Origin of the sequence: Amycolatopsis keratiniphila, from assembly GCF_000400635.2 — a bacterium.
GTDB classification, from domain to species: Bacteria; Actinomycetota; Actinomycetes; order Mycobacteriales; family Pseudonocardiaceae; genus Amycolatopsis; species Amycolatopsis keratiniphila.
The window spans coordinates 4,517,940-4,541,053 of sequence record NC_021252.1 but is presented as its reverse complement, the minus strand read 5'-3'; the positions used below and the strand labels follow the sequence as shown (position 1 = coordinate 4,541,053).

Sequence of the window (23,114 nt, the reverse complement as noted above, 5' to 3'; positions counted from 1 at the left end):
GAGCGGCGCGGCTCCCGTCACCGGCGGGTCAGTCGCGGACCGCGGTGATCGCGACGGTGGCGTAACGCGTGGTGAACCGGCCGCCCATCCTGTCGATCGCCGCCCCGACTTCAGCGAGGATCTCTTGTCGCACTGTGGATTCGACCCAGGTCAGCGAACCGAACGTCGGGAGCTGGTCCAGCCATTCGTCACGGGTGTAGACCCGGTCCCAGTCGTAACGGCTTCGTTCCGGCTCGCCGAACCCGCCCGCTTCACGCAGACCGTCGGCGACCTTCACGACGAGTGGCCCGTACGGGTCAGAGGGCTGTTTCGGCACGCTCTTGAGGTCGATCGGAGCGTCCGGCACGAGCCGCCGGTAAGCCTCCGCCAAGGCGTCCGCGACCTCTTCCGGCGGTTCGGGTACGTGCCAGAACGCGGCGAAGAGCCCGCCGGGCCGTAGGACTTCGGCTGCCTTGGCGGCGCCCGCCACCGGGTCGACCCAATGCCAGGCCTGCCCGGAGACGAGCAGGTCGAACCGGCGTCCGGCGGGTTCCCAATCTTCGAACTTCGCGACTTCGACGTCGATCCCGCTCCGCCGGGAGAACTCGGCCATCCTCGCGTCCGGCTCGACGCCCAGCACGCGACAGCCCGCGGCTTGGAATTGGCGTGCTTCGATGCCGGTGCCGACGCCGACGTCGAGGGTCTCGCGGCCGGGAGCGGCGGCGATGAGGTGGCCGACGAGTTCCGGGGGATAGGCGGGGCGGGTCCGGTCGTAGCGTTCGACGTCCACGCCGAAGGATTCCGCGGCCTGTCGATAGCGATGAGGTTCCTGCCGCGACGGTAGAGTGGGCATGCGCCCACCTTAAGTGGGCATTTGCCCACTCGTCAACGCAAGGGAGCCGGATGCCGACAGGAGTGGCTTTGCGGGCCGTCCGCGCGCAGTTGTTCGACGCCGCCGAGCGGGTGCTGCTGCGGGACGGCCCGAGCGGACTCACCAGCCGGGCGGTGACCACGGAGGCGGACTGCGCGAAAGGCGTGCTGCACCGGCATTTCGACGACTTCGACGGTTTCCTCGCCGAGTTCGTGCTGGACCGGATCGAGAAGCTCGACGAGAAGGGCCTGCGGGACGCCGTCGGCACCGGGACGGTCGTGGACAACGTCACCGCGGCGCTCGCGGCGGTCTTCGAGTCGGTCGCGGTCGCGATCGTCCCGCTCGTGATCTTCCGCGACGAGCTTCGTGCGCGGCTACGTCGCGAATGGCCCGCCGGGGTTCCCGTGCTGACCCAGGCCGCCGTCATGATCGGCGGCTATCTCGAGGCGGAACGGGACCAGGGCCGGATCGCCGAAAACGCCGACGTCGAGACTTTGGCCGCCACGCTCATCGGCGCCGCGCATCTGCTGTACGCGGACCGCACCGCTCCCGCGCCGGAGGCGGCACAGGTGCGGAAGGTGGTGGAGACGGTGATCGGGACGTGACTCGCGTGATCAGAGACGTATCTCGCGTGATTGAAGCCGGAACTCACGAGTTCCGCCTCTGATCACGCGAGTTCCGCCTTCAATCACGCGAGTGCGGCGTCTGATCACGCGCCGCGACACTTTCTCCATACCAAGAGAAAGCGGCGAGTCCTCAGTGGACTCGCCGCCTCCGTCAGTGGTTCAGGACTGCGCGGCGGTGACGGTGTGCCGCAGCAGCAGCGACGTCGTCACCGGGCCGACGCCACCGGGGACCGGCGTGATCGAACCCGCGATCTCCTCGACCGCGGCCTGGTCGACGTCGCCGACGAGCCCGCCTTCGGGAGTCGGGTTCGTGCCGACGTCGATCACCACGGCACCGGGCTTGACGTGGTCCGCGCCGATGAAGTGCGCGCGGCCGACGGCCACGACCAGGACGTCCGCGGCCTTGGTGACCGCCGCGAGATCCTTGGTGCGCGAGTGGCAGACGGTCACCGTCGCGTGCTCGCCGAGCAGCAGCAGCGCGGCGGGCTTGCCGACGATCGTCGAGCGGCCCACGACGGCGACCTGGGCGCCGGACAGGGCGACCTGCTCGCGCTTCAGGATCTCCAGCACCGCGGCGGCGGTGGCGGGCGCGTAGGTCGGGAGGCCGGCGGTGAGGCGGCCGAGGCTGACCGGGTTCGCGCCGTCGACGTCCTTGCGCGGGTCGATGTGCGCGCCGACGTCGTCGAGCGTCACGCCTTCGGGCAGCGGGGTCTGGCAGATGATGCCGTGCACCGACGGGTCCGCGGACAGCTTGTCGAGCTCGCGGGTGACGTCCGCGCCGGTCGGCTTCTCGAGCTGGACCACGCGGCAGTCGACGCCGACCTTCTTCGCAGCGCGCTCGATGGAGCGTACGTACCAGGCGGTGGCGTCGTCGTCGGTCGGCACGAGCACGGCCAGCGTCGGGGCGGTGCCCGATTCGCGGAGCTTGGCGGCGGTCTCGGTGACCTCGGCGGTGATGGCGGCGGCGATCGCGCGCCCGTCGATCAGGGTCATCGGGCGAGCCTTTCGCGAACCTGGGCGATCAGGGCGTCGGCGCGCCCGGCCGCGGGGGTGAACTCGGTGAGACGGGTCTCGGTCTCCTTGCGGAGCTGCTCGTCCGCCATGGACGCGAGGTTGACCTCGACGTTGACCACGCCCGATTCGAGCGCGGACTTCGCGGACGAGGCCGCGACCGCGATGTCGGAGATGACGTTGGTGTTGGCACCGTCGAGGATCGAAGCGGCGACGTCGATCACCTCGGCGGCGAGGGCGGCCGTGCGCAGCGGCACCTCGGCGGCGCCGACCAGCGCGGCCTGGATCGCGGCCGTGCGGGCCTGCTTCTCCTCGTCGGTGGCCTTGGGGAGCTTGTACGCGGCGACCACGGCGTCGAACGCGGCGGCGTCGTCGGCGGCGAGGCCGAGAGCGCGCGCACGGAGGTCTTCGGCCTTCGCCAGCGCCTCGGTCATGGTCGCCTCGTGCTCGGCGTACTTCGGCTTGCCGATGGTCAGGTTGCACACCATGGAGACCAGGGCGGCACCGACCGCGGCGTTCATCGCGGCACCCGCGCCACCACCGGGCGTCGAGGCCTTCGATGCCAGCTCGTCGAGCCACTGACCGACCGGTTGAGCCTCCACGCGATGTTCCCTTCCCGCTGATTTCACCGTCGCGCCGAAGCCTACCCGGGGGTTCCCGGACAGCCCGAAGGCCACCTTCGCGACGATCGACGCCGGTGAAGGTGGCCCTCGGAAAGCGTGTTCAGGAGCGCAGGTATTCCTCCCAAGTGAGCTTCGGCGTGACGACGGGGCCGTCGTCGGCACCGCGCCCGGCGAGACCGTTGTAGCCGAGGTAGTAGTCGCCCGCCTGGTGCTGCGCGCCGGACGACAGGTCCGGATCGGACAGTGCGATGGCGTGGATGTGGTAAGCGAAACCTTGGGCCGGAGTCCGGACCCAAGCCGCGAAGCCCACCTGGCGCAGCTTCCGCGCGACGTCGGTCCGCGTGGTCGAGGACATGCCCTCGACACCGATGTCGAGCGCGCCGCCACCGTCGTGCGTCCCGGCCGAAGCACCGACGCCGCCGGGGTTGTACGAGCCCTGCGTGATGGTCAGCTGCCTGCCGAGCAGACCCTCGGCCTTCACCAGCATCGCCTTGGTCCGGGTGTTCATCGTCTTGCCGTGGTAGGTCAGGCGGCTACCCGCCGAGACCACTTCGGTGACGGTGTAGCGGTTCTCGCCCAGCTTCTCGAGCGACGTCTTCCCCGGCAGACCCGAGGCGTCGATCCCGGTGTAGCCCAGCGACTTCTGGTAGCTGGAGTACGCCGTGATCGTCGAGGTGCCGAAGTGGCCGTCGACGTATTGCTGGTCGAGCAGCCCCTTGGCGGCCAGTGCCTGCTCCACCAGCAGCACACTGTCCTTGGCCCCGGGGGTCAACGCGCTGTCGGCGCGGCGCGGGTCGATCTGCGCGGCCTTGAGCACCGCTTCCATGCTGGCCGCGGGCAACGCGGTCACTTCGGCGCCGGCCGGTGCGGCCACGCCGAAGGAGAGCGCGGTCGCTGTCGCGAGCACGGCTACCTTGGTCAACAATTCCTGCCTCCTGAACGGATCCGGGTTGTCCGGGCAGCATGGGCAGCGGGAATACAAGGGCCGTACAAACGAACCTTTCTCAGGTCCTTGTCGCCCGGTCGGGTGTCACTCCGGCGAAACCGGTCGTGAGCTGATAGGACTTCCGGTGGACGCCGAAAGGTCGAGACCCACATGGTGCTACGTACTCCGCCACCCTCAAGGGCTCATCTCAGACTGCTCGCGGCGACGGACACGTCCCCTCCCGCCCGGCGCCGGGACCGGTACGGCGAGATCGCCGACCGGCGGCTGGCCGCGATCCTCGCCGCCGAGGACGTGGCGGAGGAACACGGGCTGAGCGCGCACGTCCGGACGACCTGTTACGTCCACCGCCGCTGGGTGCATCAATGCATCTCGGACCCGATGCACGTCCTGATCGTCACCGGGCATCGGTGGTGCCGCCGCTGCGATCGCACGGTCGAAGTCCAGGTCGACGAGACCTTCCCGGGAACGGTCGAGCTCTTCTGCGACGGCTGTGGCGTCCCGCCGGACTCGGTCGCGAACCGCGAGGTCCTCCGCGCGTGCCGGACCAGCCTGAGCGCGATGCACGGTGGGGAAGCGTCGACGCTCTACGTCGTCCCAGACCGCTGACCAGCCCCCAAACGCTCCTGTCGATGGCGCCGAACGGTCCTGTCGCCGTGGACCGCCTGGCGTAGTCAGTGGTTTGGACCACCAGTGTTACCGAAGCGTGATCTGGACATATCGCACGGACGGCTACTTTGTTGTGGCGCGCAACGAATTGCTTCGCCCGTGGATTTCCAACGCCGGAGGTGTCACGACGTGAATCGGATCTTTGTGCAGCCCAAACGGCGGAAAGGGGTTCGGGGCGCGCTCGCCCTCGGCCTTTCCGCACTCCTGATCGCGGCGGGGATCGGCGGTGCCACCGCCGCGGCCGCCGACTACAGCCAGAGCGCCGCGTCCTTGAACGCGACCCAGGCGCAGTTCTCGTTCACGCCGGCGACCCCGGCGCGTTACGTCGACATCCACTACACGGGCGTCCCGGGTGTCGGGCAGCAGAACGTCCGCATGACCGACAACGGAGGCACGTGGCGGCACACCATCGGCTCGCTGTCGGCGGGCACGGTGCTCGACTACTGGTTCACCTACGAGAAGAACGGGCCGCAATACGACACCCCGCACTTCACCTACACCCACGGCGGCAGCGGCACGACCGTCGCGTCGCCGACCTTCGATCCGCCGGGCGGCAGTTACCCGAGCGCCCGTTCGGTGACCCTGTCGAGCGCGACCGCCGGCGCGACCATCCGGTACACAGTGGACGGTTCCACGCCGACGGCGTCGTCCACTGTGTACACCGGGCCGATCACGGTCTCCGCGTCCTCGACGATCTCCGCGATCGCGCTCAAGGCCGGCTCGGCGAACTCCCCGGTGTCCTCGGCGGCTTACACGATCGGATCGGCACAGGGGACCTGTCCGGCTCAGGCCGAGGTCCCGGACTTCGGCCCGAACGTGCGGATCTTCGACCCCGGGATGTCCGCGGCGTCGATCCAGTCGCGGCTCGACGCGGACTTCAACGCGCAGAAGGACACCCTGACCGCGCAGTTCACCGAGCGCCGGTACGCGCACCTGTTCAAGCCCGGTGTGTACAACGGCATCCACGACAACGTCGGCTACTACACCTCGGTCGCGGGACTCGGGCAGAACCCGGGCGACGTGGTGATCAACGGTGACGTCACCGTCGACGCGTTCAACGAGTCGGACAAGGGCGTGGCGCTGCAGAACTTCTGGCGCTCGGCGGAGAACCTCGCCGTCGTCCCGAGCAGCGGCTCGACCCGCTGGGCCGTCGCGCAGGCCGCGCCGTTCCGCCGGATGGACATCCGGGGCGGGCTCCAGCTCTATCCGGCCAGCTACGGCTTCGCGAGCGGCGGCTACACCGCCGACACCAAGGTCTCCGGTCAGGCCGCGTCGATCTCGCAGCAGCAGTGGTACACCAGGGACAGCAGCTACGGCAGCTGGGACGGCGGCGTCTGGAACATGGTCTTCTCCGGCACGAGCGGCGCTCCGGCGAACACCTTCCCGAACCCGCCGGAGACGACGCTCGGCACCACACCGGTGTCCCGCGACGTCCCGTATCTCTACCTCGACGGCTCCGGTAAATACCGCGTGTTCCTGCCGTCCTTGCGCACCAACGCTTCCGGGCCGAGCTGGGCCAACGGCGGCACCCAGGGCTCTTCGCTGCCGATGAGCCAGTTCTACGTCGTGAAGGCGGGGGACACGGCGTCGTCGATCAACACCGCCCTTTCCCAGGGCTGCAACCTGTTCTTCACGCCTGGCGTCTATCACCTGAACCAGACGCTCAACGTGACCAGGGCGAACACCGTCGTACTCGGTGTCGGCTACCCCACGCTGGTGCCGGACAACGGCGTCGACGCCATGAAGGTCGCCGATGTGGACGGCGTCCGGCTGAAGGGCCTGCTGTTCGATGCCGGAACTACCAATTCGCAGTCGCTGCTCACGGTCGGCCAGGCGGGCTCGACCGCGAACCACGCGGCGAACCCGACCACCTTGCAGGACGTGTTCTTCCGGATCGGCGGTCAGATCGCGGGGAAGGCGACGAACAGCCTGATCGTCAACAGCCGTGACACGATCATCGACCACATCTGGGCCTGGCGGGCCGACCACGGCAACGCGGGCACCTACGGCTGGACGATCAACACCGGCGACACCGGCGTGGTCGTCAACGGCGACAACGTGCTGGCGACCGGTCTGTTCGTCGAGCACTACCAGAAGTACCAGGTGATCTGGAACGGCCAGAACGGCAGGACGATCTTCTTCCAGAACGAGATCCCGTACGACGTCCCGGACCAGGCGGGCTGGAAGAGTCCCAACGGGCTCAACGGGTACGCCGCCTACAAGGTGGGGGACAACGTGACCACGCACGAGGCGTGGGGCCTGGGCAGCTACTGCTTCTTCAACGACAACCCGTCGGTGAACCTGTATCACGCGTTCGAGGTGCCGAACCGCTCCGGCGTCCGGTTCCACAATCTGGTGACCGTCTCGTTGAACTACAAGGGGACCATCACCCACGTGATCAACGATGCCGGGGCGGTGACGCCGCCGGACACGCGGCCGAGCAACCTGGTGAGCTACCCGTAACGCCGGGCTGAAGGGCTTCGCCACTCACGACCCGTATCCAGCCGGGCTGAAGGCTCCTTTCGCTGCATCTAATGCGACGAAGGGAGCCTTCAGCCCACGCACGACAGCGCCATGCAACGCGGGAAAGCCCCTTCGGCTTCTTGTATAACGCTCTATACCGCCCAACGCTGGGCATCCGCCGTAGTCCATGACTAGGCTCGAATCCATGACCAGCAGCGATGCCTCCGCCGTCGTCGAGGAACTACGCGCCCTCTTCCGTTCCGGTGTCACGAAGCCGGTGGAGTGGCGGCGAACGCAGCTCACCGGCCTGCGGAAGCTCCTGTCCGAGCAGGCCGACGTCTTCCTCAAGGCGCTCTACGCCGATCTGCGCAAGAACACCGCCGAGGCGAAGCGCGCGGAGATCGCGCTCGTGCGGAACGAAATCGACCACACGCTGGAGAATCTCGACTCCTGGCTGAGCCCGGAGCCCGCCGGCCTGCCGTACCCGCTGCGACCGGCCGACGGCCGCGTCGTACGTGAGCCGCTCGGGGTCGCGCTGATCATCGGGCCGTGGAACTACCCGCTGCAGCTGGTGCTCGCGCCGCTGGTCGGGGCGCTGGCGGCAGGCAACTGCGCGGTCGTCAAGCCGAGTGAGCTGTCCCCGAACACCTCGGCCGCGATCGCGGAGCATCTGCCGAACTACGTCGAGGGCGTCCGTGTCGTCGAAGGCGCGATCCCCGAAACGACGGCGTTGCTGGAGCAAAAGTTCGACACCATCTTCTACACCGGCAACGGGACGGTCGGCCGGATCGTCATGGCCGCGGCGGCGAAGCATCTCACGCCGGTCACGCTGGAGCTGGGAGGGAAGAGCCCGGCGATCGTCGAGCCTGGGGCGGACCTCGCCGTGACCGCTCAGCGGCTGGCGTACGGCAAGTTCGCCAACGCGGGCCAGACCTGCGTCGCGCCCGACTACGTCCTCGCGATCGGCGACACCGGCCCGAAGCTGGCGGAGCACCTGGCCGAGACCGTCAAAGCGATGTTCGGCGACGACCCGGCCACCAGCGAGGCCTACGGCCGCATCATCTCGACCCGGCACCACGACCGGCTCACCGCCTTGCTGGACAACGGAACCGTGGTCGTCGGCGGTCAGGCCGACCGCGAGGAGAAGTACATCGCGCCGACCGTGCTGACGGATGTCTCGCCGGACGCCCCGGTGATGCGGGACGAGATCTTCGGCCCGATCCTGCCGATCATCGACGTGCCCGACGTCGACGCGGCGCTGGCGTTCGTCAACGAACGCGACAAGCCTTTGGCGCTGTACGCCTTCACCGAATCGGAGGAAACGAAGCGCAGGATCGAGACGGAGACCTCGTCGGGCGGGCTGGTGTTCGGCGCGGCGATCATCCATCTCGCGGCGCCGGAACTACCGTTCGGCGGCGTGGGGGAGAGCGGGATGGGCCGCTACCACGGGCGCTACTCGATCGAGAACTTCAGCCACGTGAAGGCGGTGCTGGACAAGCCGCTCGCGGGTTGAGTCAGCGGCCCTCGCGGCTGCCCTCGTAGGCGCGCTCGCGCAACCCGGTGAGCCAGCGGGGCCGCAGCTCCCAGCCAGGCGGAGCGTTCAGCATCGGATCGAAGGCCGGGCGCGAGGCGTCTTCGTCCACCTCATGGAGGGTCAGCGTCGCGCAGGGATTCCGATGCCCGTTCGCGCGGACGGTTTCGACGAGATAGGTCACCGGCCCTTCCTTCACCAGCCGGCTCAGGGCGTCCAGCGACGCTTCGGCGTGCCGCGGTGTTTCCGCGCGGGCCGACAGCCAGACCAGTTCGCCGTTCGTGCGGTAGGGCAGCAACGAGGTGTAGCGGCCGGCGGTCCAGGATCGCGCCGGCCGCGGCAACACGCGGCCGGCGGAAGTGGTCAGGGTGAGGTCCCACGGGCCACCGTCCGCGGCGGGGATCCGGACCGCGAGCCCCAGCGCGTCCGGCAGGCGCCCCGGGAGACCGGCCCCTTTGGACATTCGCACGATGACGGTCACCGGCTCCTGCGGAAGTGCCATCTCGTCGCGCCTCAAGGCATGAAGTTCGCCTTTGAGCAGTAGGCCGTTCGGGTGGAACGCCCGCGCCCCGCGGAGCGCGGAGAGGGCGTGGAAACCGGCCCGGAAAAGCCTGCCGACCGGCCCTGCCTGCGGTGCGTCGCGCTCGGCCACGATTTCCGCCTCCTTGTCATGTGGGTGCTTCGCGCCGACTACCCCGGCTGCACCGGATTACACGGGAATTCCCACGAATTCGAAATCGCCGATTCCCCGGTGTGGCCGGCTCCGGCGCGGGTACTCGACCTTCCGGAAGCTCATTCCACCTGGATCGGAGGAAATCATGACTGCATCGCCGGCCACCGTTCGGCGGGCTCCGCGCCAGCTCATCGCCCTCGCCGTGGGCGCGGTCTTCCTGCTCGTCGGCATTCTCGGCTTCATTCCCGGCATCACCACGAACTACGAGCAGCTGAGCGGTGCCGGGCACGAGTCCGGCGCGTTGCTGCTGGGCGTGTTCCAGGTTTCGATCCTGCACAACATCGTCCATCTGGCGTTCGGCGTCGCGGGCATTCTGCTGGCCCGGACGGTGAGCGGTGCGAAGGCGTTCCTCGTCGGCGGCGGGGTGGTCTACCTCGTGCTGTGGCTGTACGGACTGCTGATCGACCACGGGTCGGCGGCGAACTTCGTGCCGGTCAACAGCGCCGACAACTGGCTGCACCTCGGGCTCGCCGTCGGGATGATCGCACTCGGGCTCATTCCGCTCTCCGGTTCGAAGGCGCCGATAGCCGACTCGCGCTGACCCGTTCTTCCCCATTAATCGGAGGTAATCAGTGTTCCGTCACACCAAATCGCTCCAGTTCGAGGCCAAGCCGGAAAAGCCGGACGCCTTGTACGCCCGTAAGCTCCAGGAACTCATCGGCGGCGCCTACGGTGAAATGACCGTCACCATGCAGTACCTCTTCCAAGGCTGGAATTGCCGGATCGAGGGCAAGTACAAGGATTTGATCATGGACACGGCGACCGAGGAGATCGGGCACGTCGAGATGCTCGCGACGATGGTCGCCCGGCTGCTGGAAGGGGCACCCGCCACCACGGTCGCCGAGGCGGCGAAGGATCCGGCCACCGCGGCGATCCTGGGCGGGATGGATCCCCAGCAGGCGATCATCTCCGGCGGCGGCGCGACGCCGAGCGACAGCCAGGGCTACCCCTGGAACGGCCGTTACGTCGTGGCGTCGGGCAATCTGCTGGCCGATTTCCGGGCGAACGCCGCGGCCGAGGCGCAGGGCCGCTTGCAGACGGCCCGGCTGTACAACATGACCGACGACCCGGGCGTGAAGGCGATGTTGCAGTTCAACCTCGCCCGCGACACGGTGCACCAGAAGCAGTGGCTCGCCGCGATCGAGGAGCTCAAGGCCGACGGCCTGGAAAGCGACATCGCGCCGACGGCGTTGTTCGACGAGGAGAACCAGGACCACAACAACACCGTGTGGCATCTGTCCGACGGGCCGGACGGCGCGAAGGGCGGCTGGAGCTTCGGCGAAGACGGGATCGAGTACCTGATGGAACCGGAGGCGCTCGGCGGTCCGGGTACCGCTCCGAAACCGGATCCCGCGCTGTACGGCACCTACGCGCCGCTGCAGGACGCCGTCGGGACGATCAAGGGGAAGGCGAAGGACGCGAAGAAGAAGGCCACGAAGTCACAGAAGAGCTAGTCCGGTTCGCGATGGGGCTCGTGAGTGGCGTTTCGGGTTCTAACCCGAAACGCCACTCACGACCACCTGGACCGATCGGCCACGCACGCCGCGGTTCACCCCTCACGAGGACTGCGCGGAGCCGGAGGCGGCGGGACCGTCTTCGCCAGGACGATGTCCGCCAGCCGGATCGTCGCGAGGCCGCGCTTGGTCTCCACCGTGCATTCGGTCTCGTCGCGGGAGCGCAGGTAGCCGAGAGCGTCGGTGAACCCGCCTTCGATCCGGTACCGCACGACGACCCTCGTGCCGACCGGGACGTCCGGGAGGGTCACCGGTTCAGGTGCGCGGTGAGCTCGTCGTCGCTCGGCTCGACCAGGTGGGTGCCGTCCGGCCAGACGATGGTCGGGATCCGCCGCTCACCGTTCTGCAGCGCGCGCACCGTCTCCTCCGCGCCGGAGTCCGCTTCGACGTCGATGTAGGCGTACTCGACGCCCTTCGAGTCCAGCAGGGCCCGGCTGCGTTTGACGTCGGGGCACCAGCCGGCGCCGTACACGATCAGGTCGCTCATGGCTCACAGCATGCCAGGTCGCGGTCCGGCGGCGTGTTCGGCGAGGGCGGCACGGTCGGCGAGCCCGGTCTTGGCGAGCAGGCTCGCGACATGCTTCTCGACCGTCCGGGGCGAGATGTGCAGGCGGGCGCCGATGTCCTTGTTCCCCATCCGCTCGGCGAGCAGCACGAGCACCTCGTATTCGCGCACGGTGACCCCGGCCGCGCGCAGGTCGCCGGGAACCCGGTCGACCCCGGAGCGCCGCTGCCGCACGGGGGCTCCGAGCTTGCGGAGCAGGGTCCGGCAGGCGGCCGCCACGGCCTGGATGTCCCTGCCGTGGAAGTACTCTTCAGCCTCCTTGAGCCAGCCGGCCGGATCGCCCCAGCCATCGGCGGCGGCCGGTTCGGCGATCAGCCGGAGCCCGAGGTGGCGGGCCAAGGGATAGGGCGCCGACGTCTCCAGCGCGGAGGCCACCGCTCGTTCGGCTTCGGCCGCGTCGCCGCGTCTGCCGTGCTCGACGGCCTGCGCGAATTCGACGAACTGCCGGTTCCAGCGCATCCCGCTCACCGCGGATCCGCCGTCCGGGCAGGGCGCGCCGCCGAGGGTGTCGACCAGCGTCCTGAGCCCGTGCTGGCCGGCGAGGTGGAACCGGCTCGGCCGCCGGTCCTCCAGCTCGATGACCTGGCCGAGTTCGCGGCGGGCCCGGTCGAAGTCCTCTTCGAGCAGCGAACAGAAGACCCGTGCCAGCCCGATGCTGAGCACCATCTCCTGCGCGTTCTCGCCGCCGCTTTCGCGGAAGTCGTCGAGTGCCTGCTCCATCGCGGGACGGTCCGCCCGGTGCCCGGCCGACATCGCCCTGGTCATATGCGCGTACTGCAGCAACGCGGTCAACCGGAGCCTGCCGAGCACGGCGAGGTTCTCGGCGAGCAGCGTGTGCGCGGTGCCGAAGTCGCAGCGCAGGATCGCGTGCATGGTGCGCACGGAATCGACCGCGCAATGCAGCGTGATCGACCCGGTCCGCTGGGCGTCGGCACGGGCGAGCAGCAGAGTCTGCTCGTCGCCGTTCATCAGTACGCGATGTCCGCCGAGCCGGACCAGCGCCTGGGTGCGGAGGTGATGCAGATGGTTGTCCTCGGCGGTCCGCCGCGCGAGTTGCATGTAGTGCTCGGATTCACTGAGGTCCCGGGACAGCGCGAGCATCCCGAGCACCTGCAACGCCTGGCAGACGACGAACGGCTGCTCGGTCGCCTCGGCCACCTTCCATGCCTGACGCGCGAGCCGCTCGGCCGTCCCGGTCCGGCCGGGGACGTCGAGCCAGAGGTTCGCCTCGACGGCATCGAGCGCGGCCTGCTGAGCGGGTGAGATCGCCGACCCCAGGGGAGCGCGGGCGCGTTCGATCTGGCCGAGGCATTCATCGTGCCGTCCCGCGATGTAGGCCGCCCAGGCCAGCTGGGTGCGCAGTTTCGCGGCCCGTTCGAGCGTGCCGATCTCGCCGAACGCGGCGGAAAGTTCGACGGCGCGGTCGAACTGACCGGTCTGCCCGAGCGCGTGGACCAGCGTCTCCAGCACCTCGGCCCGATCACCCGCGTCGGCACCGGCGAGCAGGTCGAGGGCCTTCGTGAGCATCGTGACCGCGGAGTCCGCGGCGCCGGCGTCGAGCGCGCGACGGCCGGTCTCCGCGAACAACCGGCCCGCCGCCCGCTCGTCCAGGGCGGTCAGCCGGAGCGACGCCACGAGCGCGCACAGGTCGCCCGGCAGCCCCGGGTACAGCTCCTCGACCGCGTCGGCGGTTTGACGGGCGAGTTCCGCCTTCCGCGCCGGTGACTGACGCGCCAGCAACGCTTCCGCGGTCAGCGGATGACGGAAGGCGTACCAGCCGGGTGTCATCTCGTCGGTGGTCACCAGGTTCGCCGAGACCGCGGCGCCGAGGTGATTGTGCAGCGTCCGGTCGTTGGTCCCGGTGACCGCCTGCACCACCGTCAAGGGGAAGCGACGGCCGATGATCGCCGCGACCGAAAGCAGCTCACCCGCCTGCTCGCCGAGTTGCTCCATCCGGACGCCGATACTGGTGACCAGCGCGGCGGGGACGCGGGCGCGGAGTTCACCGATGACGCGCCAGCCGTCGCGGCCCTCGACCAGCAGGCCGTCGTTCACCATGCCGTGGAGCAGTTCCTCGACGATGAACGGAAGACCGGCGCTGTTGCGCCACAACAGTTCCGTCGCGGCCGACGGCAGCCGGCCCGGCTCGGTCTCGAGACAGGCGGCGGCGAGCGCGTGGGTGTCGGCGAGGCCGAGCCTGCCGAGTTCGACGACGGCGCAGCTCATCCGTTGCGCTCCGGAGGTCGCCAGGCGCAGCGCGTCGGAGGGTTCGCTGCGGAGCGTGCCGACGAAGAGGGTCTGCGCCGCGGGCAGGTTGTCGACGAGGTATTCGAGGATGAACAGCGTCTCGGCGTCGGCGTCCTGGAGATCGTCGAGGACCAGCAGTGCGCCGCGGTCGCGGCTGGTGACGGCCAGCAGCCGGAACACCGCTTCGGCGAGCACCATCAGGGAGCCGGACTCGCGAGGCCGGTCTCCTCGGCTCCAATCCGGGATGAGCTGGGCGAGCACGGGGATGAACGGGTCGAGTTCGGTCGCCTCCGGCGGGCCGCCGCCGCGAAAATGCGACAACAGTGCCTGGGTGAGCGGCCGGAACGGGACGAGCGGGCCGATCGAACTGGCCCTGCCCTGCAGCACCGGGACGTCGGCGGCGACCGCCCGCGAGGCGGCTTCGATGGCGAGCCGGGATTTGCCGACGCCGCCCTCGCCCACGAGAAAGATCGCGCCGCCGCGACCCGCGATGGCGCGATCGAGAGCTCCGGAGAGCTCGGCCAGTTCGGCGTCGCGGCCGATCATCCGCGACGAACGGATACCCACCGCCGTGACTATAGCGAGCGGATTCCGCTGTCACGGCCAAAAGTCGATCACGAAGGCGGGCGGCGCGAACCCGCCTTCGTGAGCTCTACTCAGATCCAGCCGCCGGTGAAGACGCTGACGACGGACGGCGAACCGGTGTCCGTGGACAGGGTGGCGAGCGGGTTGGCGCTCAGCCGCGGCTTGCTGCCCGCCAGCGCGTGGTTGCGCGAGCCGACCTCGAGGGCACGCGGCAGGTTCACGGCGCCGAGGACGTCTTCGGTGGCGGGCAGATCTCTTTCGTACATGTGGTTCTTCTCCTCATACTCGGTTTACCGGCGGAAAAACGGTGGCCGCGGGGTGCGGCCGGTCGGGGCGGAGCAGGAGCGCGGAGGGGACCCGGTCGCCGAATCCCAGCCGCAGCAGGCCGTAGCCGATCCCCGCCAGGCCGCTCAGCAGCCCTGGCGAGGGAACCGCGCCGGGTGTGCCGCAGCGGGCACCGCGCTGATCGATGGCGGCGAGCAGATGACCGGTCCGGCGGCGTGCCGCGGCCGCGGCGCCAGTGTGCCCGTTCTCCGCCAGCACGCACAACACGTCCAGCACTCCGGACTCACCGTGGCAGAGGCTGAGATCCTTCAGCGGTGCCCGGTCGGTCAGCCGTCTGATCGTCCGGTCCAGATCCCTGGCGTGCTCGGGATCGGGCAGGTGCGCGGCCGTTCCGAGGGCGTCGCCCGCGAGGCCGTCACACCACCCGCCGGTGCTTTCCGCCCGATCGTCCGCCTTTCCGGGCGGTTCTTCGCCGGGACGTTCGTGTGCCCGCAGGACCCAGTCGATCCCGGCCGAACCACGGGCGAAGGACTTCTCCGCTGGACGTTCGCGCTCGAGCAGCTGTGTCGCGTAGCGGTCCGCCCGGGCCAGCGCCGTCTCCAGTCCTGTTTGGACATACACCGAACGCATCGAGGCGACGCCGCCCGCGAGTCCGGTCGTGAACCCGGAGGGTGTTTCGGCGGTGGCCTCGGGCATCAGGTCGACGGCCTGCTCGATGAGATCGCCCGCGGGAAGCCCGACCAGCGTGCTGAGCCGGGCGATCGTGTACGCGACGCCGCCGAGCCCGAGCAGCCCGCCGCAGCCGGCGGTGGCGGCCAATTCGCGGTCGGCGCGGAGGGTGGCGAAAAGGCCGGGGAGCGGGCTGATGGCGTACGCGGCCAGATCGCGGTAGCGCGCGATCCCGGTCAGCTCCGCGAGCTGGGCGAGGAACAACGCCACACCGCAGTAGCCCTCGCCGAGCCCCGCGCCCATCGGGAGGACGGTCCAGTACCGGTCGTCGACGAGCTCGATGCCGAGCCAGTTGGAGCGGTGCTCGTCGGAGAAGGCGTTGGCGACGATCTGGTCGGCGATCCCGCACGCGGTGACCAGCAGTCTTTCCGCGTCGGGCGCTTGATTCGGCACCGCCGTCTCCGCGGTCTCGCCGTTGCTGTGGTGGCCGTCGGCCGCCGTGCTGATGGCGAGGGTGGCGGTGATCAGCCACTCCTGGTCCCGCTGATCGAGCGGATCCATGTCGGCGACCTTCGCCAGCACGGTGTCGAGCGACGGCCGGTCGACGACCCCTTCGACGCTGTCGCCACGCGAATCCAGCAGCGACGTCGAGCCGGGGTTCGAGGTGAACATAGGCACGTCGCCCGCCCACAGATCGTCCCGCTCGTGCGGCACCAGCCGGAGCAGCTTCTCCTCCCGCACCGAGTCCTCTTCGAGCAGGTCGAACGCGCGGTCGCGGTCGGCGGCGTCGCGAAGCAGGTCGGGATGGGTGGTCTCGTCCAGCAGGCGGGAGTAGAAGTTCGTCGGCCGGATGAGCACCCGGATGGGATCCTCGGCACAGCGCCGGAGGAGCTCGGTGAGCTCTTCCCGCCCGGAGGAGATCGCGTCGTAGCCGAGCCGGAACCCGGCCAGCAGCGCCGCGCTGTGTTCGGCGGGAGCGACGTCGCGGCCGTCGAGACGCGGCAGGTTGTTGCTTCCGGCGAGTTCCCCGGGAACCCGGACCAGGCGCATCCGGTCGGTCCCCGCGTCGGCCCAATCGACCCGGTCGGTGGGCAGCTTGCCGCCGCGGCCGGCGAGCCCGGAGATGTCGACGGCACCGTGCTCGCCGGCGAAGAGCTGGGGGAGCAGCAGCGTGCGCTGCACCGAACGCGCCAGCATCGCCGCCGCGGGGTCGCCCTCCGGCGGAACGGGCGGCGACGGCTGGAACAGGGTCTCGATGTCGATCAGCACCGGCTGGTCGCCGCAGGCTATGACGTTCTCGTAGTGGACGTCGGTGGCGTCGAGCGCGTGCAGGAGCGCCAGGAGGATGCCCTGCCTGCGGTAGAAGCGGTCGACGTCGCCGAGGTCGGCGCACGGCCGGTGTTCGACGAACCGGAGCCAGCCGTAGCCGTCACGCGGCAACGCGTCGGCGGTCCGCAGTTCAAGGCCCGGCAGCCGCTTGTTGAGCTGTTCGACGACGTCTGTGAAACGCTCGTGCAGGACCAGCGGGCGGGGTTTGTAGATCACCTTGGCGCCACTGGAGAAGCGAAGCAGTTTGACCGAACGTCCGCAGGCGTGCGAGTCACCGAATCCGCCCGCGACCTCGACGAGCGTGCCGAGTGCGCCGTCGACGACCGAGCAGGGCAGCAGGGCCGCATCGGCCGAGAACCGGGCGAGCGTTTCGGCGTGGGCTTCGGCGGCGTACAGGCAGGCCTGGGCGAGGAGCCTGGCCAGCACCGGATACTCGCCGAACAACCGGATGAGCCCGGCCGGCGTCGATTGACTGCGCACGAAATCCGAGAAGCGCTCTTCAGGCGTCTCGCCCTGGAGGGTTCCGGCCTTGCGGGCACGGTGGAGTTCGAGGACCAGCGTGCGGACCGAAAGGTTGAGCAGGTGCTGATCTAGATTGGCCGCGAAACCCTGACGAAGCGCATCGACGTCGGCGCCAGGGAGATCATCCGGGACCGCGTCGCGCGAGGCGGCGTCGACGAGAGACCTGAAGACCCCGGCGAACGCCGCACGCCAGTCACCGACTGGGGGGCGCTCCGGCAGAAGCGTGGTGATGGCGTGTTCGGCGAAGTCGGCCCAGAGGGGCTTGTCCGCTGACCGCTCGCGCGGGGTCCGGCCGTGCTCCCACCACCTCGGCGGCAGGGACGTCGCCGATGGTTGGGGCGTCACGGCGGTAATGCTGTCAGCTCGGCCCGGCACGCACATGGGGGCGGCACCCCCACATTCAGCGCACGCACGAAGATGTCCGGAGAGTGACCGCCGGGCACGGACGGTGGCCGTCCGGTGCCGCACCGGAATATGGGGTCCCGGTACCCATGTGCGGGCACCGGCCCCGGTCGCACCATGGTGAGGAGGTGCCGGGCGCGGGCCGGTTTCCCTGGGGGTCCGGCCCGCGCCGGCAAGGGGCTCCTCGGGCATGATCGGCTCATGCGCGTCTTGTCGGAAAGCCAGCTCGGTTCCGTTCTCGCGGGCGTGCCCGCTTCGTGCCCGCGAGTGGTGGTGAGCGGGAATTTCGCCACGCCGATGCGGGCGCTGAAGGTGCTGGACGCGGCGCTGGCGGAGTACCGCCTGTTCGCGTTGAACGCTCAGGCGGGCATGCCGGATCGCGAGGGTGTGCTGCTGGAGACGCCGTTCGTGGGCGCGGGGATGCGCGGCCGTTCCGGGCTGCGGTACTTCCCGTCCCGGCTGTCGCTGGTGCCGCAGCTGCTCAAGCACTCGCTGCCGCCGGACGTCGTCCTGCTGCACACCTCGGCCCCGGTGGGCGGCGTGGTGTCGCTGGGTACGGAGGTGAACATCCTGCCCGCGGCCATCGAGGCGGTGCGGGCCCGTGGCGGCCTGGTCATCGCGCAGCTCAATCCCGAGATGCCGTTCACCTACGGCGACGGTCTCGTGCCGGTCGACGAGATCGACTACGGGATCGAGGTGGAGGAACCGCTGCTGTCGCCGGTCCCGCGGCCGGTGGGGGACACGGCGCGGACCATCGGTGAGCGGGTGGCCGGGCTGGTCGAGGACGGCGCGACCCTGCAGCTGGGCATCGGCGGGATCCCCGACGCGACCCTGGCGGCGGTGACCGGACGGCGTGGGCTCGCGATCTGGTCGGAGATGTTCAGCGACGGTGTGCTCGCGCTCGACCGCGCCGGGGCCCTCGATCCGGCCGAACCGGTGACCGCGTCGTTCGTGTTCGGCAGTGCGGACCTGTACCGCTGGCTCGACCGCAATCCGCGAATCCGCCTGCTGCGCACGGAAAAGACGAACGATCCCGCCGTGATCGCCCGGCAGCGCGGTCTGGTGTCGGTGAACAGCGCCCTCGAGGTCGACCTGTACGCACAGGCCAACGCGAGCCGCGTGAGAGGGGCCATCTATTCCGGATTCGGCGGGCAGACCGACTTCGTGGTCGGGGCGTTGCATTCACCCGGCGGCCGGGCGATTATCGCGCTGCCGTCGTGGCATCCGAAGGCCGACGTTTCGACGGTCGTGCCCCGGCTGACCGGTCCGGTGACCTCGTTCCAGCACAGTTTCGTGGTCAGTGAGCACGGTGTCGCGACGATCTGGGGCAACGACGCGAGCGAGCAGGCGCGGCAGATCGTCGGCCAGGTCGCGCATCCCTCGGCCAGGGAAGAACTCGTGGCGCGGGGCCGGGAACTGGGGTTCGCGCTTTAGCGGTATTCCAATCAGGGGTTAAAAACCGGAACCCGGTAAAGGGACACGAACGTGCCCCTTTACCGGGTCGCAAACACGAGGGGCCGACCCGCGCCAACAGATTGGCCCCCGTCAATCCCTGTGCTTAGAGCGTCAGACCAGCCATCCGAGCACGTGGGCCAGGTGCGCGAGCAGACCCGAAATGAGGTCGTGACCGTGGTGCACGTGCTGGGTGAACATCTGCATTGAGGGGCTCCTTGTTCGGATTTCGTGTTCGGTTGTGCTCTCGCGAGGAGCGATCGAAGATTTTCACCACGTTGGCGCCCTGTCAAAAAACGATTTCCCGGGTTTTCGGCGGGTCGTGAATCTTCCTACGATAAACACGTAAGTCTTTCGTGTTTTGCGCCAGGGGTGGGTTTTGGAGGCGGCGACACCGTGCGTAGCGGGGTTGCGGCGGGTCGATGTGGACGCTGAGCCTCCGCTACGGCAAGTGGGCGGCGGGGTGACACGAACCGGTGATCCACTTGCCACGAATGGTGAGTCGGCGAGAATCACCGATACGGGTGACGAGGCCAGGGGGAGCGCGTCCTCATCCAGGCTCGTCGCGCGAGATGATGCCTCTTGTGGGATGTCGACCAGGTGCTCCTCTTTCACGGGTCCGGGAGTTCCTGTGGTATCGCTTCAAGCACTGTGTCCGTGCGTCGGCGACTTCCGCGGTGACGCCCGAGGCGCGTTATTGGGGGGTAGGGCAAACGTGGCGTGTTGCCCGCCGAGGGCTCGCCTGCGGGACCAGCCGCACCTGCGACTGTCCGCAAAGGATGGCGGCCTCGTCATTCGTGTCCGGTTTGCGCGCTTTGCGTGGGGGTGCGAGAACCGGACATCACGACATCAACCGGGCGCGCCATTGGCGCGCATTGTCCCTTGTGGACACTGTACGCCGGGTGAGCCGCAAGCCGGTCCGGAACCCGTGCCGTAATAGAATCACCCAAATCACTCACGACCCCCGCGCGAAGTGGCCAAAGCGGGCATTTTCGCCCGAACAGCGTTCCTGTGGACAGCCTCTACCCCGGGGCGAAGCTGCGGCCCGGCACAGCGGACACCGACGCGTGGTCCGCCCGGCTGGGGCGGCCGTTCCATGAGGCGATGATCGAAGCCGACGGCCACACCAGCTCGCTCGTGTTCTCCGACCTGTCGGTCGACCGGCGTCGAGATCGGTTACTCGCCCTTCACCGCGGCCGATGACGGCGACCCGCCTCAGCCGCCGAACCGCTGTTACGGATGGATGGGCGCGCCCCAGTCGTAGAGCTCCAAGGGAATGGCTTTGACCGCTCGGGCCTTGGAATCGAGGTAGCGGCACGAGATGCCGGGAACGTAGATCCACTCGCCGACGACTGACGACCCGGACGGCCGTCGCCGGGTGGAGTCGAATCCGAAGCGCACGTGCTCGCGCATGTCACAGGCCGCGTACTCGGTGCTGTTCTGGTAGCGCAGCACCGACTCGACCTGGTCGCGGATGATCGGCCCGGCGGTGAGGTCCGCCTTGTAGGAGACGGTCCCTTGTTCGGTGCGGCCGTTGGTCAGTCCGGTGCCCTGGAATTTGATGTCGCGCAGAACGTAGTCGTAACCCTCGCCGAGATAGGTGACCGTGCAGGTCACCGTGGTGGTGCGGCCGGGGTCGAACGCGGGGCAGGACGAGCGCGCCGCGGGGTCGAGTCGATGCGCGAATCTGGTCACTTTTTGCAGTGCTTCCCAGGCGATCCGCTCCCGCAGCGGTGCGGAATCCGCGGGCTTGGGAGGCAACTTGCTCATATCCGGCTCGGGATACTTCGCCGGGACCGCGCCTTGACGCAGCGACGAAAGATCGACAGTCGGTGTCGTGCTCGCGGGTGCGGTGGTCGCCGGAGACGAGGGGGGCGTGCTGGGCGGGGGAGCCGTCGGAGAACTGCATGCTGCCGCGAACAGGAGCAGTGCCGCCCCTGCCGTGCGGCCGAGGACGATGGCTTTCACGCCGGTCATCTCCGATCTCGACGATTCGATGACCAGTTCCCCCGGTCCCTACGGGGCGGAAACTAGCGGGAAAGCAGCTGCGGAATGAGCGTAAAACTGCCGTTTTTCCACCGGCCCTGGCGGGAAGTGTGAGATCGCCGAGAATCGAACCACCGATACCGGATCGGTTTGTCCACGCCTCGCAACTTGGCCGGTGTGACGGCGGTCCGGACGTCAACCTGTGCGGTAGGGAGGTAGTCCCGGCGCCGGACGCGCGGTGATGGCTTCGACGGCTATCGTTTCGTGTGCGCCCACCGACCTGGCTGAGAAGGAACGCTCTCGAAGTGGGTGACGCGGTCCTCGCGGTGTTCATGATCGCGTTCACCATCGAGGCGGGCTTCGCTGTCGGCCTCCCCGGCTTCCGGCCGTTCGACTCGACCGGCGTCCTGCTGAGTGTGCTGGTCAACGCACCACTCGCGGTTCGGCGCCGTGCGCCGCTGACGGTTTTCGTTCTCGTGCTGGCCGGATGGGCCGGCTACCTGCTCCCGGGGTACTGGCCGGGCGTCAGCGCGCTGGCGCTGTTGCTCGGTCTGTACACCGTCGCCGCGTACCGGTCTCTTCCGGTGACGGCGCTGTGCGCGGCGGCCACGCTGGCGGGCGAGACCTATTCGGCCTGTCATGCGCAGCTGATCGGCTCGGTGTGGACGGCGGTGTTCCAGAGCGTGCTCCTGACCGGCGTGGCATGGGGTTTCGGCGCGAACGCGGGGCGGCTGGCCCAGCGCAACGGCCAGCTGCGGATGCTGACCGAGCAACTGCGCCGCGAACAGGAGGACAGGGCGCGGCGGGCCGTGACGGAGGAACGGGTCCGCACCGCGCGTGAGCTGCACGACGTCGTGGCCCACCACATGTCGGTCATCGCGGTGCAGGCGGAGATGGCGCGGTACGTGTTCGAGTCGGATCCGGCGGCCAGCCGGACGGCGCTGGACGTCATCGGCCGCACCGGCAGTGAGGGCCTGGACGAACTGCGGCGCATGCTGACGGTGCTGCGGTCCGGCGAAGACGACGACACTTACGTACCGGCCCCTGGACTGGAGGGGTTGAAGGAACTGGCGGCGAGGGTCGGTGCCGCGGGGGTGCACGTCGAGGTTTCCGTGCGGGGGACGGTTCGCTCGCTGCCGGACGGGGTGGGACTCTGCGTTTATCGCGTCGTGCAGGAGGCCTTGACCAACGTCGTCAAACATGCCCGTCCGGCCAGGGCGTGGGTGTCGCTGACGTACGGGGCGGAGGACGTGACGGTCCGGATCGCCGACGACGGCCGCTCCGAACGGTTCCACGAGGGCGCCGGACACGGCATGATCGGCATGCGTGAGCGCGCCGAACTGTATGGGGGAACACTCCTGGCGGGCGCGAGCGCGGAAGGGGGTTTCGTGGTGACGCTCGTGCTCCCGCTGGCGGCAGGGGGAGTCGGTTCATGATCGAGGTGCTGGTCGTCGACGACCAGGATCTGGTCCGGGCCGGGTTCGTCGCGCTGTTGCGGGCCGCGCCCGGCATCACCGTCGTCGGTGAGGCCGCCGACGGACAGGAGGCGGTGGACCTGGCGGCGCGGCTGCGGCCCGACGTCGTCTTGATGGACATCCGGATGCCGGGCACGAACGGTGTGGTCGCGACCGAGCGCATCCTCGCCGCGGAACGCGACCGGCCGACGCGTGTGCTGGTGCTGACGACGTTCGATCTGGACGAGTACGTGTACGCGGCCTTGCGGGCGGGGGCTTCGGGCTTCCTGTTCAAGGACGTCCGGGCGGAACGGCTGGTCGCCGCGATCCACACGATCGCGGCGGGGGAGCAGTTGTTCGCGCCCTCGGTCATGCGGCGGCTGATCGAGGCCTACGCGAACCGGCCGGGCGGCCCCACCGGCGCGCCCGGACCGGAACTGGACTGCCTCACCGCCCGGGAGACCGAGGTGCTCCGCCTGGTCGGAAAGGGCATGACCAACGGCGGCATCGCCGGCGAGCTGGTGGTGAGCGAATCCACGGTGAAGACGCACGTGAACCGCGCGATGACGAAACTCGGACTCTCCAGCCGCGCGCAGATCGTCGCGCTGGCCTACGAATCCGGTCTCGTCACGCCGGGCGCCTGAGGCTTCCGGCG

21 protein-coding genes are annotated in these 23,114 nt (G+C 69.2%); 10 read left to right on the top strand and 11 right to left on the bottom strand.

All coding sequences use genetic code 11. The annotated features are described in order from the left end of the window. Window positions 1–28: 28 nt before the first annotated feature. Window positions 29–769 (bottom strand): class I SAM-dependent methyltransferase, encoded by a 741-nt coding sequence (locus AORI_RS61665; RefSeq protein ID WP_043848134.1) that lies wholly within the window; start codon window positions 767–769, stop codon window positions 29–31. Window positions 770–882: 113 nt separating this feature from the next. Here AORI_RS61665 and AORI_RS61660 point away from each other — a divergent pair, with 113 nt between their 5' ends. Further along, a complete protein-coding gene (locus AORI_RS61660; protein WP_016334479.1) occupies window positions 883–1,455 on the top strand; it encodes a TetR/AcrR family transcriptional regulator in 573 nt (190 codons plus the stop codon). A 180-nt stretch (window positions 1,456–1,635) separates the two neighbouring features. On the opposite strand, the gene AORI_RS61655 is transcribed toward AORI_RS61660, so the two are convergent. From AORI_RS61655 to AORI_RS61645, 3 genes are all read right to left on the bottom strand, one after another. Then, the gene (locus AORI_RS61655; RefSeq protein WP_016334478.1) at window positions 1,636–2,469 is read right to left on the bottom strand and encodes a bifunctional 5,10-methylenetetrahydrofolate dehydrogenase/5,10-methenyltetrahydrofolate cyclohydrolase; all 834 of its coding nucleotides are present in this window, start codon (window positions 2,467–2,469) and stop codon (window positions 1,636–1,638) included. Then, window positions 2,466–3,089, bottom strand: a complete 624-nt coding sequence (locus AORI_RS61650; protein WP_016334477.1) for a cyclodeaminase/cyclohydrolase family protein — start codon at window positions 3,087–3,089, stop codon at window positions 2,466–2,468. The genes AORI_RS61655 and AORI_RS61650 overlap by 4 nt, the downstream gene beginning before the upstream one ends. Before the next feature lie 121 nt (window positions 3,090–3,210). Beyond that, a complete protein-coding gene (locus AORI_RS61645; RefSeq protein ID WP_016334476.1) occupies window positions 3,211–4,035 on the bottom strand; it encodes a hypothetical protein in 825 nt (274 codons plus the stop codon). Between the two features lie 171 nt (window positions 4,036–4,206). Between AORI_RS61645 and AORI_RS61640 the strand changes: the two genes are divergently transcribed. The 3 genes from AORI_RS61640 to AORI_RS61630 all read left to right on the top strand — a co-directional run bounded on the left by AORI_RS61640 (window position 4,207) and on the right by AORI_RS61630 (window position 8,698). After that, window positions 4,207–4,662 carry a hypothetical protein gene (locus tag AORI_RS61640; protein WP_016334475.1) on the top strand — a complete coding sequence of 152 codons (456 nt, stop codon included), beginning with the start codon at window positions 4,207–4,209 and terminating at the stop codon, window positions 4,660–4,662. Window positions 4,663–4,851: 189 nt separating this feature from the next. Beyond that, complete coding sequence (locus AORI_RS61635) at window positions 4,852–7,185, top strand: chitobiase/beta-hexosaminidase C-terminal domain-containing protein (protein WP_016334474.1); 2,334 nt, start codon at window positions 4,852–4,854, stop codon at window positions 7,183–7,185. Window positions 7,186–7,390: 205 nt separating this feature from the next. Beyond that, window positions 7,391–8,698 (top strand): aldehyde dehydrogenase family protein, encoded by a 1,308-nt coding sequence (locus AORI_RS61630; RefSeq protein ID WP_016334473.1) that lies wholly within the window; start codon window positions 7,391–7,393, stop codon window positions 8,696–8,698. Between the two features lies 1 nt (window position 8,699). Here the strand turns inward: AORI_RS61630 and AORI_RS61625 are convergent, their stop codons facing one another. Continuing rightward, a complete protein-coding gene (locus tag AORI_RS61625) occupies window positions 8,700–9,368 on the bottom strand; it encodes a hypothetical protein (protein ID WP_016334472.1) in 669 nt (222 codons plus the stop codon). A 166-nt stretch (window positions 9,369–9,534) separates the two neighbouring features. Here AORI_RS61625 and AORI_RS61620 point away from each other — a divergent pair, with 166 nt between their 5' ends. Together AORI_RS61620 and AORI_RS61615 are read left to right on the top strand one after the other, a co-directional pair. Then, complete coding sequence (locus AORI_RS61620; RefSeq protein WP_016334471.1) at window positions 9,535–9,990, top strand: DUF4383 domain-containing protein; 456 nt, start codon at window positions 9,535–9,537, stop codon at window positions 9,988–9,990. Window positions 9,991–10,021: 31 nt separating this feature from the next. Beyond that, window positions 10,022–10,903 (top strand): manganese catalase, encoded by an 882-nt coding sequence (locus tag AORI_RS61615; protein ID WP_016334470.1) that lies wholly within the window; start codon window positions 10,022–10,024, stop codon window positions 10,901–10,903. 95 nt (window positions 10,904–10,998) lie between these two features. On the opposite strand, the gene AORI_RS61610 is transcribed toward AORI_RS61615, so the two are convergent. From AORI_RS61610 to AORI_RS61590, 5 genes are all read right to left on the bottom strand, one after another. Beyond that, a complete protein-coding gene (locus tag AORI_RS61610) occupies window positions 10,999–11,214 on the bottom strand; it encodes a putative acetyltransferase (RefSeq protein WP_016334469.1) in 216 nt (71 codons plus the stop codon). Further along, entirely contained in the window at window positions 11,211–11,450 is a 240-nt protein-coding gene (locus AORI_RS61605; protein WP_016334468.1) for a glutaredoxin family protein, read from the bottom strand. The genes AORI_RS61610 and AORI_RS61605 overlap by 4 nt, the downstream gene beginning before the upstream one ends. A 3-nt stretch (window positions 11,451–11,453) precedes the next feature. Then, window positions 11,454–14,342, bottom strand: a complete 2,889-nt coding sequence (locus tag AORI_RS61600; protein ID WP_016334467.1) for a helix-turn-helix transcriptional regulator — start codon at window positions 14,340–14,342, stop codon at window positions 11,454–11,456. 89 nt (window positions 14,343–14,431) lie between these two features. Further along, the gene (locus AORI_RS61595; RefSeq protein ID WP_016334466.1) at window positions 14,432–14,626 is read right to left on the bottom strand and encodes a hypothetical protein; all 195 of its coding nucleotides are present in this window, start codon (window positions 14,624–14,626) and stop codon (window positions 14,432–14,434) included. A 13-nt stretch (window positions 14,627–14,639) separates the two neighbouring features. Continuing rightward, complete coding sequence (locus tag AORI_RS61590) at window positions 14,640–17,510, bottom strand: type 2 lanthipeptide synthetase LanM family protein (RefSeq protein WP_016334465.1); 2,871 nt, start codon at window positions 17,508–17,510, stop codon at window positions 14,640–14,642. 258 nt (window positions 17,511–17,768) lie between these two features. On the opposite strand from AORI_RS61590, the gene AORI_RS61585 reads away from it, so the two are divergent. Further along, complete coding sequence (locus AORI_RS61585) at window positions 17,769–19,001, top strand: acetyl-CoA hydrolase/transferase family protein (protein ID WP_016334464.1); 1,233 nt, start codon at window positions 17,769–17,771, stop codon at window positions 18,999–19,001. Window positions 19,002–20,030: 1,029 nt separating this feature from the next. Then, window positions 20,031–20,222 (top strand): YxiG-like protein, encoded by a 192-nt coding sequence (locus AORI_RS84775; protein WP_016334463.1) that lies wholly within the window; start codon window positions 20,031–20,033, stop codon window positions 20,220–20,222. A gap of 30 nt (window positions 20,223–20,252) precedes the next feature. Here AORI_RS84775 and AORI_RS61575 read toward each other — a convergent pair whose 3' ends face one another. Then, complete coding sequence (locus tag AORI_RS61575; RefSeq protein WP_016334462.1) at window positions 20,253–20,789, bottom strand: hypothetical protein; 537 nt, start codon at window positions 20,787–20,789, stop codon at window positions 20,253–20,255. A gap of 482 nt (window positions 20,790–21,271) precedes the next feature. Here AORI_RS61575 and AORI_RS61570 point away from each other — a divergent pair, with 482 nt between their 5' ends. Beyond that, a complete protein-coding gene (locus AORI_RS61570) occupies window positions 21,272–22,441 on the top strand; it encodes a sensor histidine kinase (RefSeq protein WP_420806968.1) in 1,170 nt (389 codons plus the stop codon). After that, a complete protein-coding gene (locus AORI_RS61565) occupies window positions 22,438–23,103 on the top strand; it encodes a response regulator (protein ID WP_016334460.1) in 666 nt (221 codons plus the stop codon). The genes AORI_RS61570 and AORI_RS61565 overlap by 4 nt, the downstream gene beginning before the upstream one ends. Window positions 23,104–23,114: the final 11 nt, after the last annotated feature.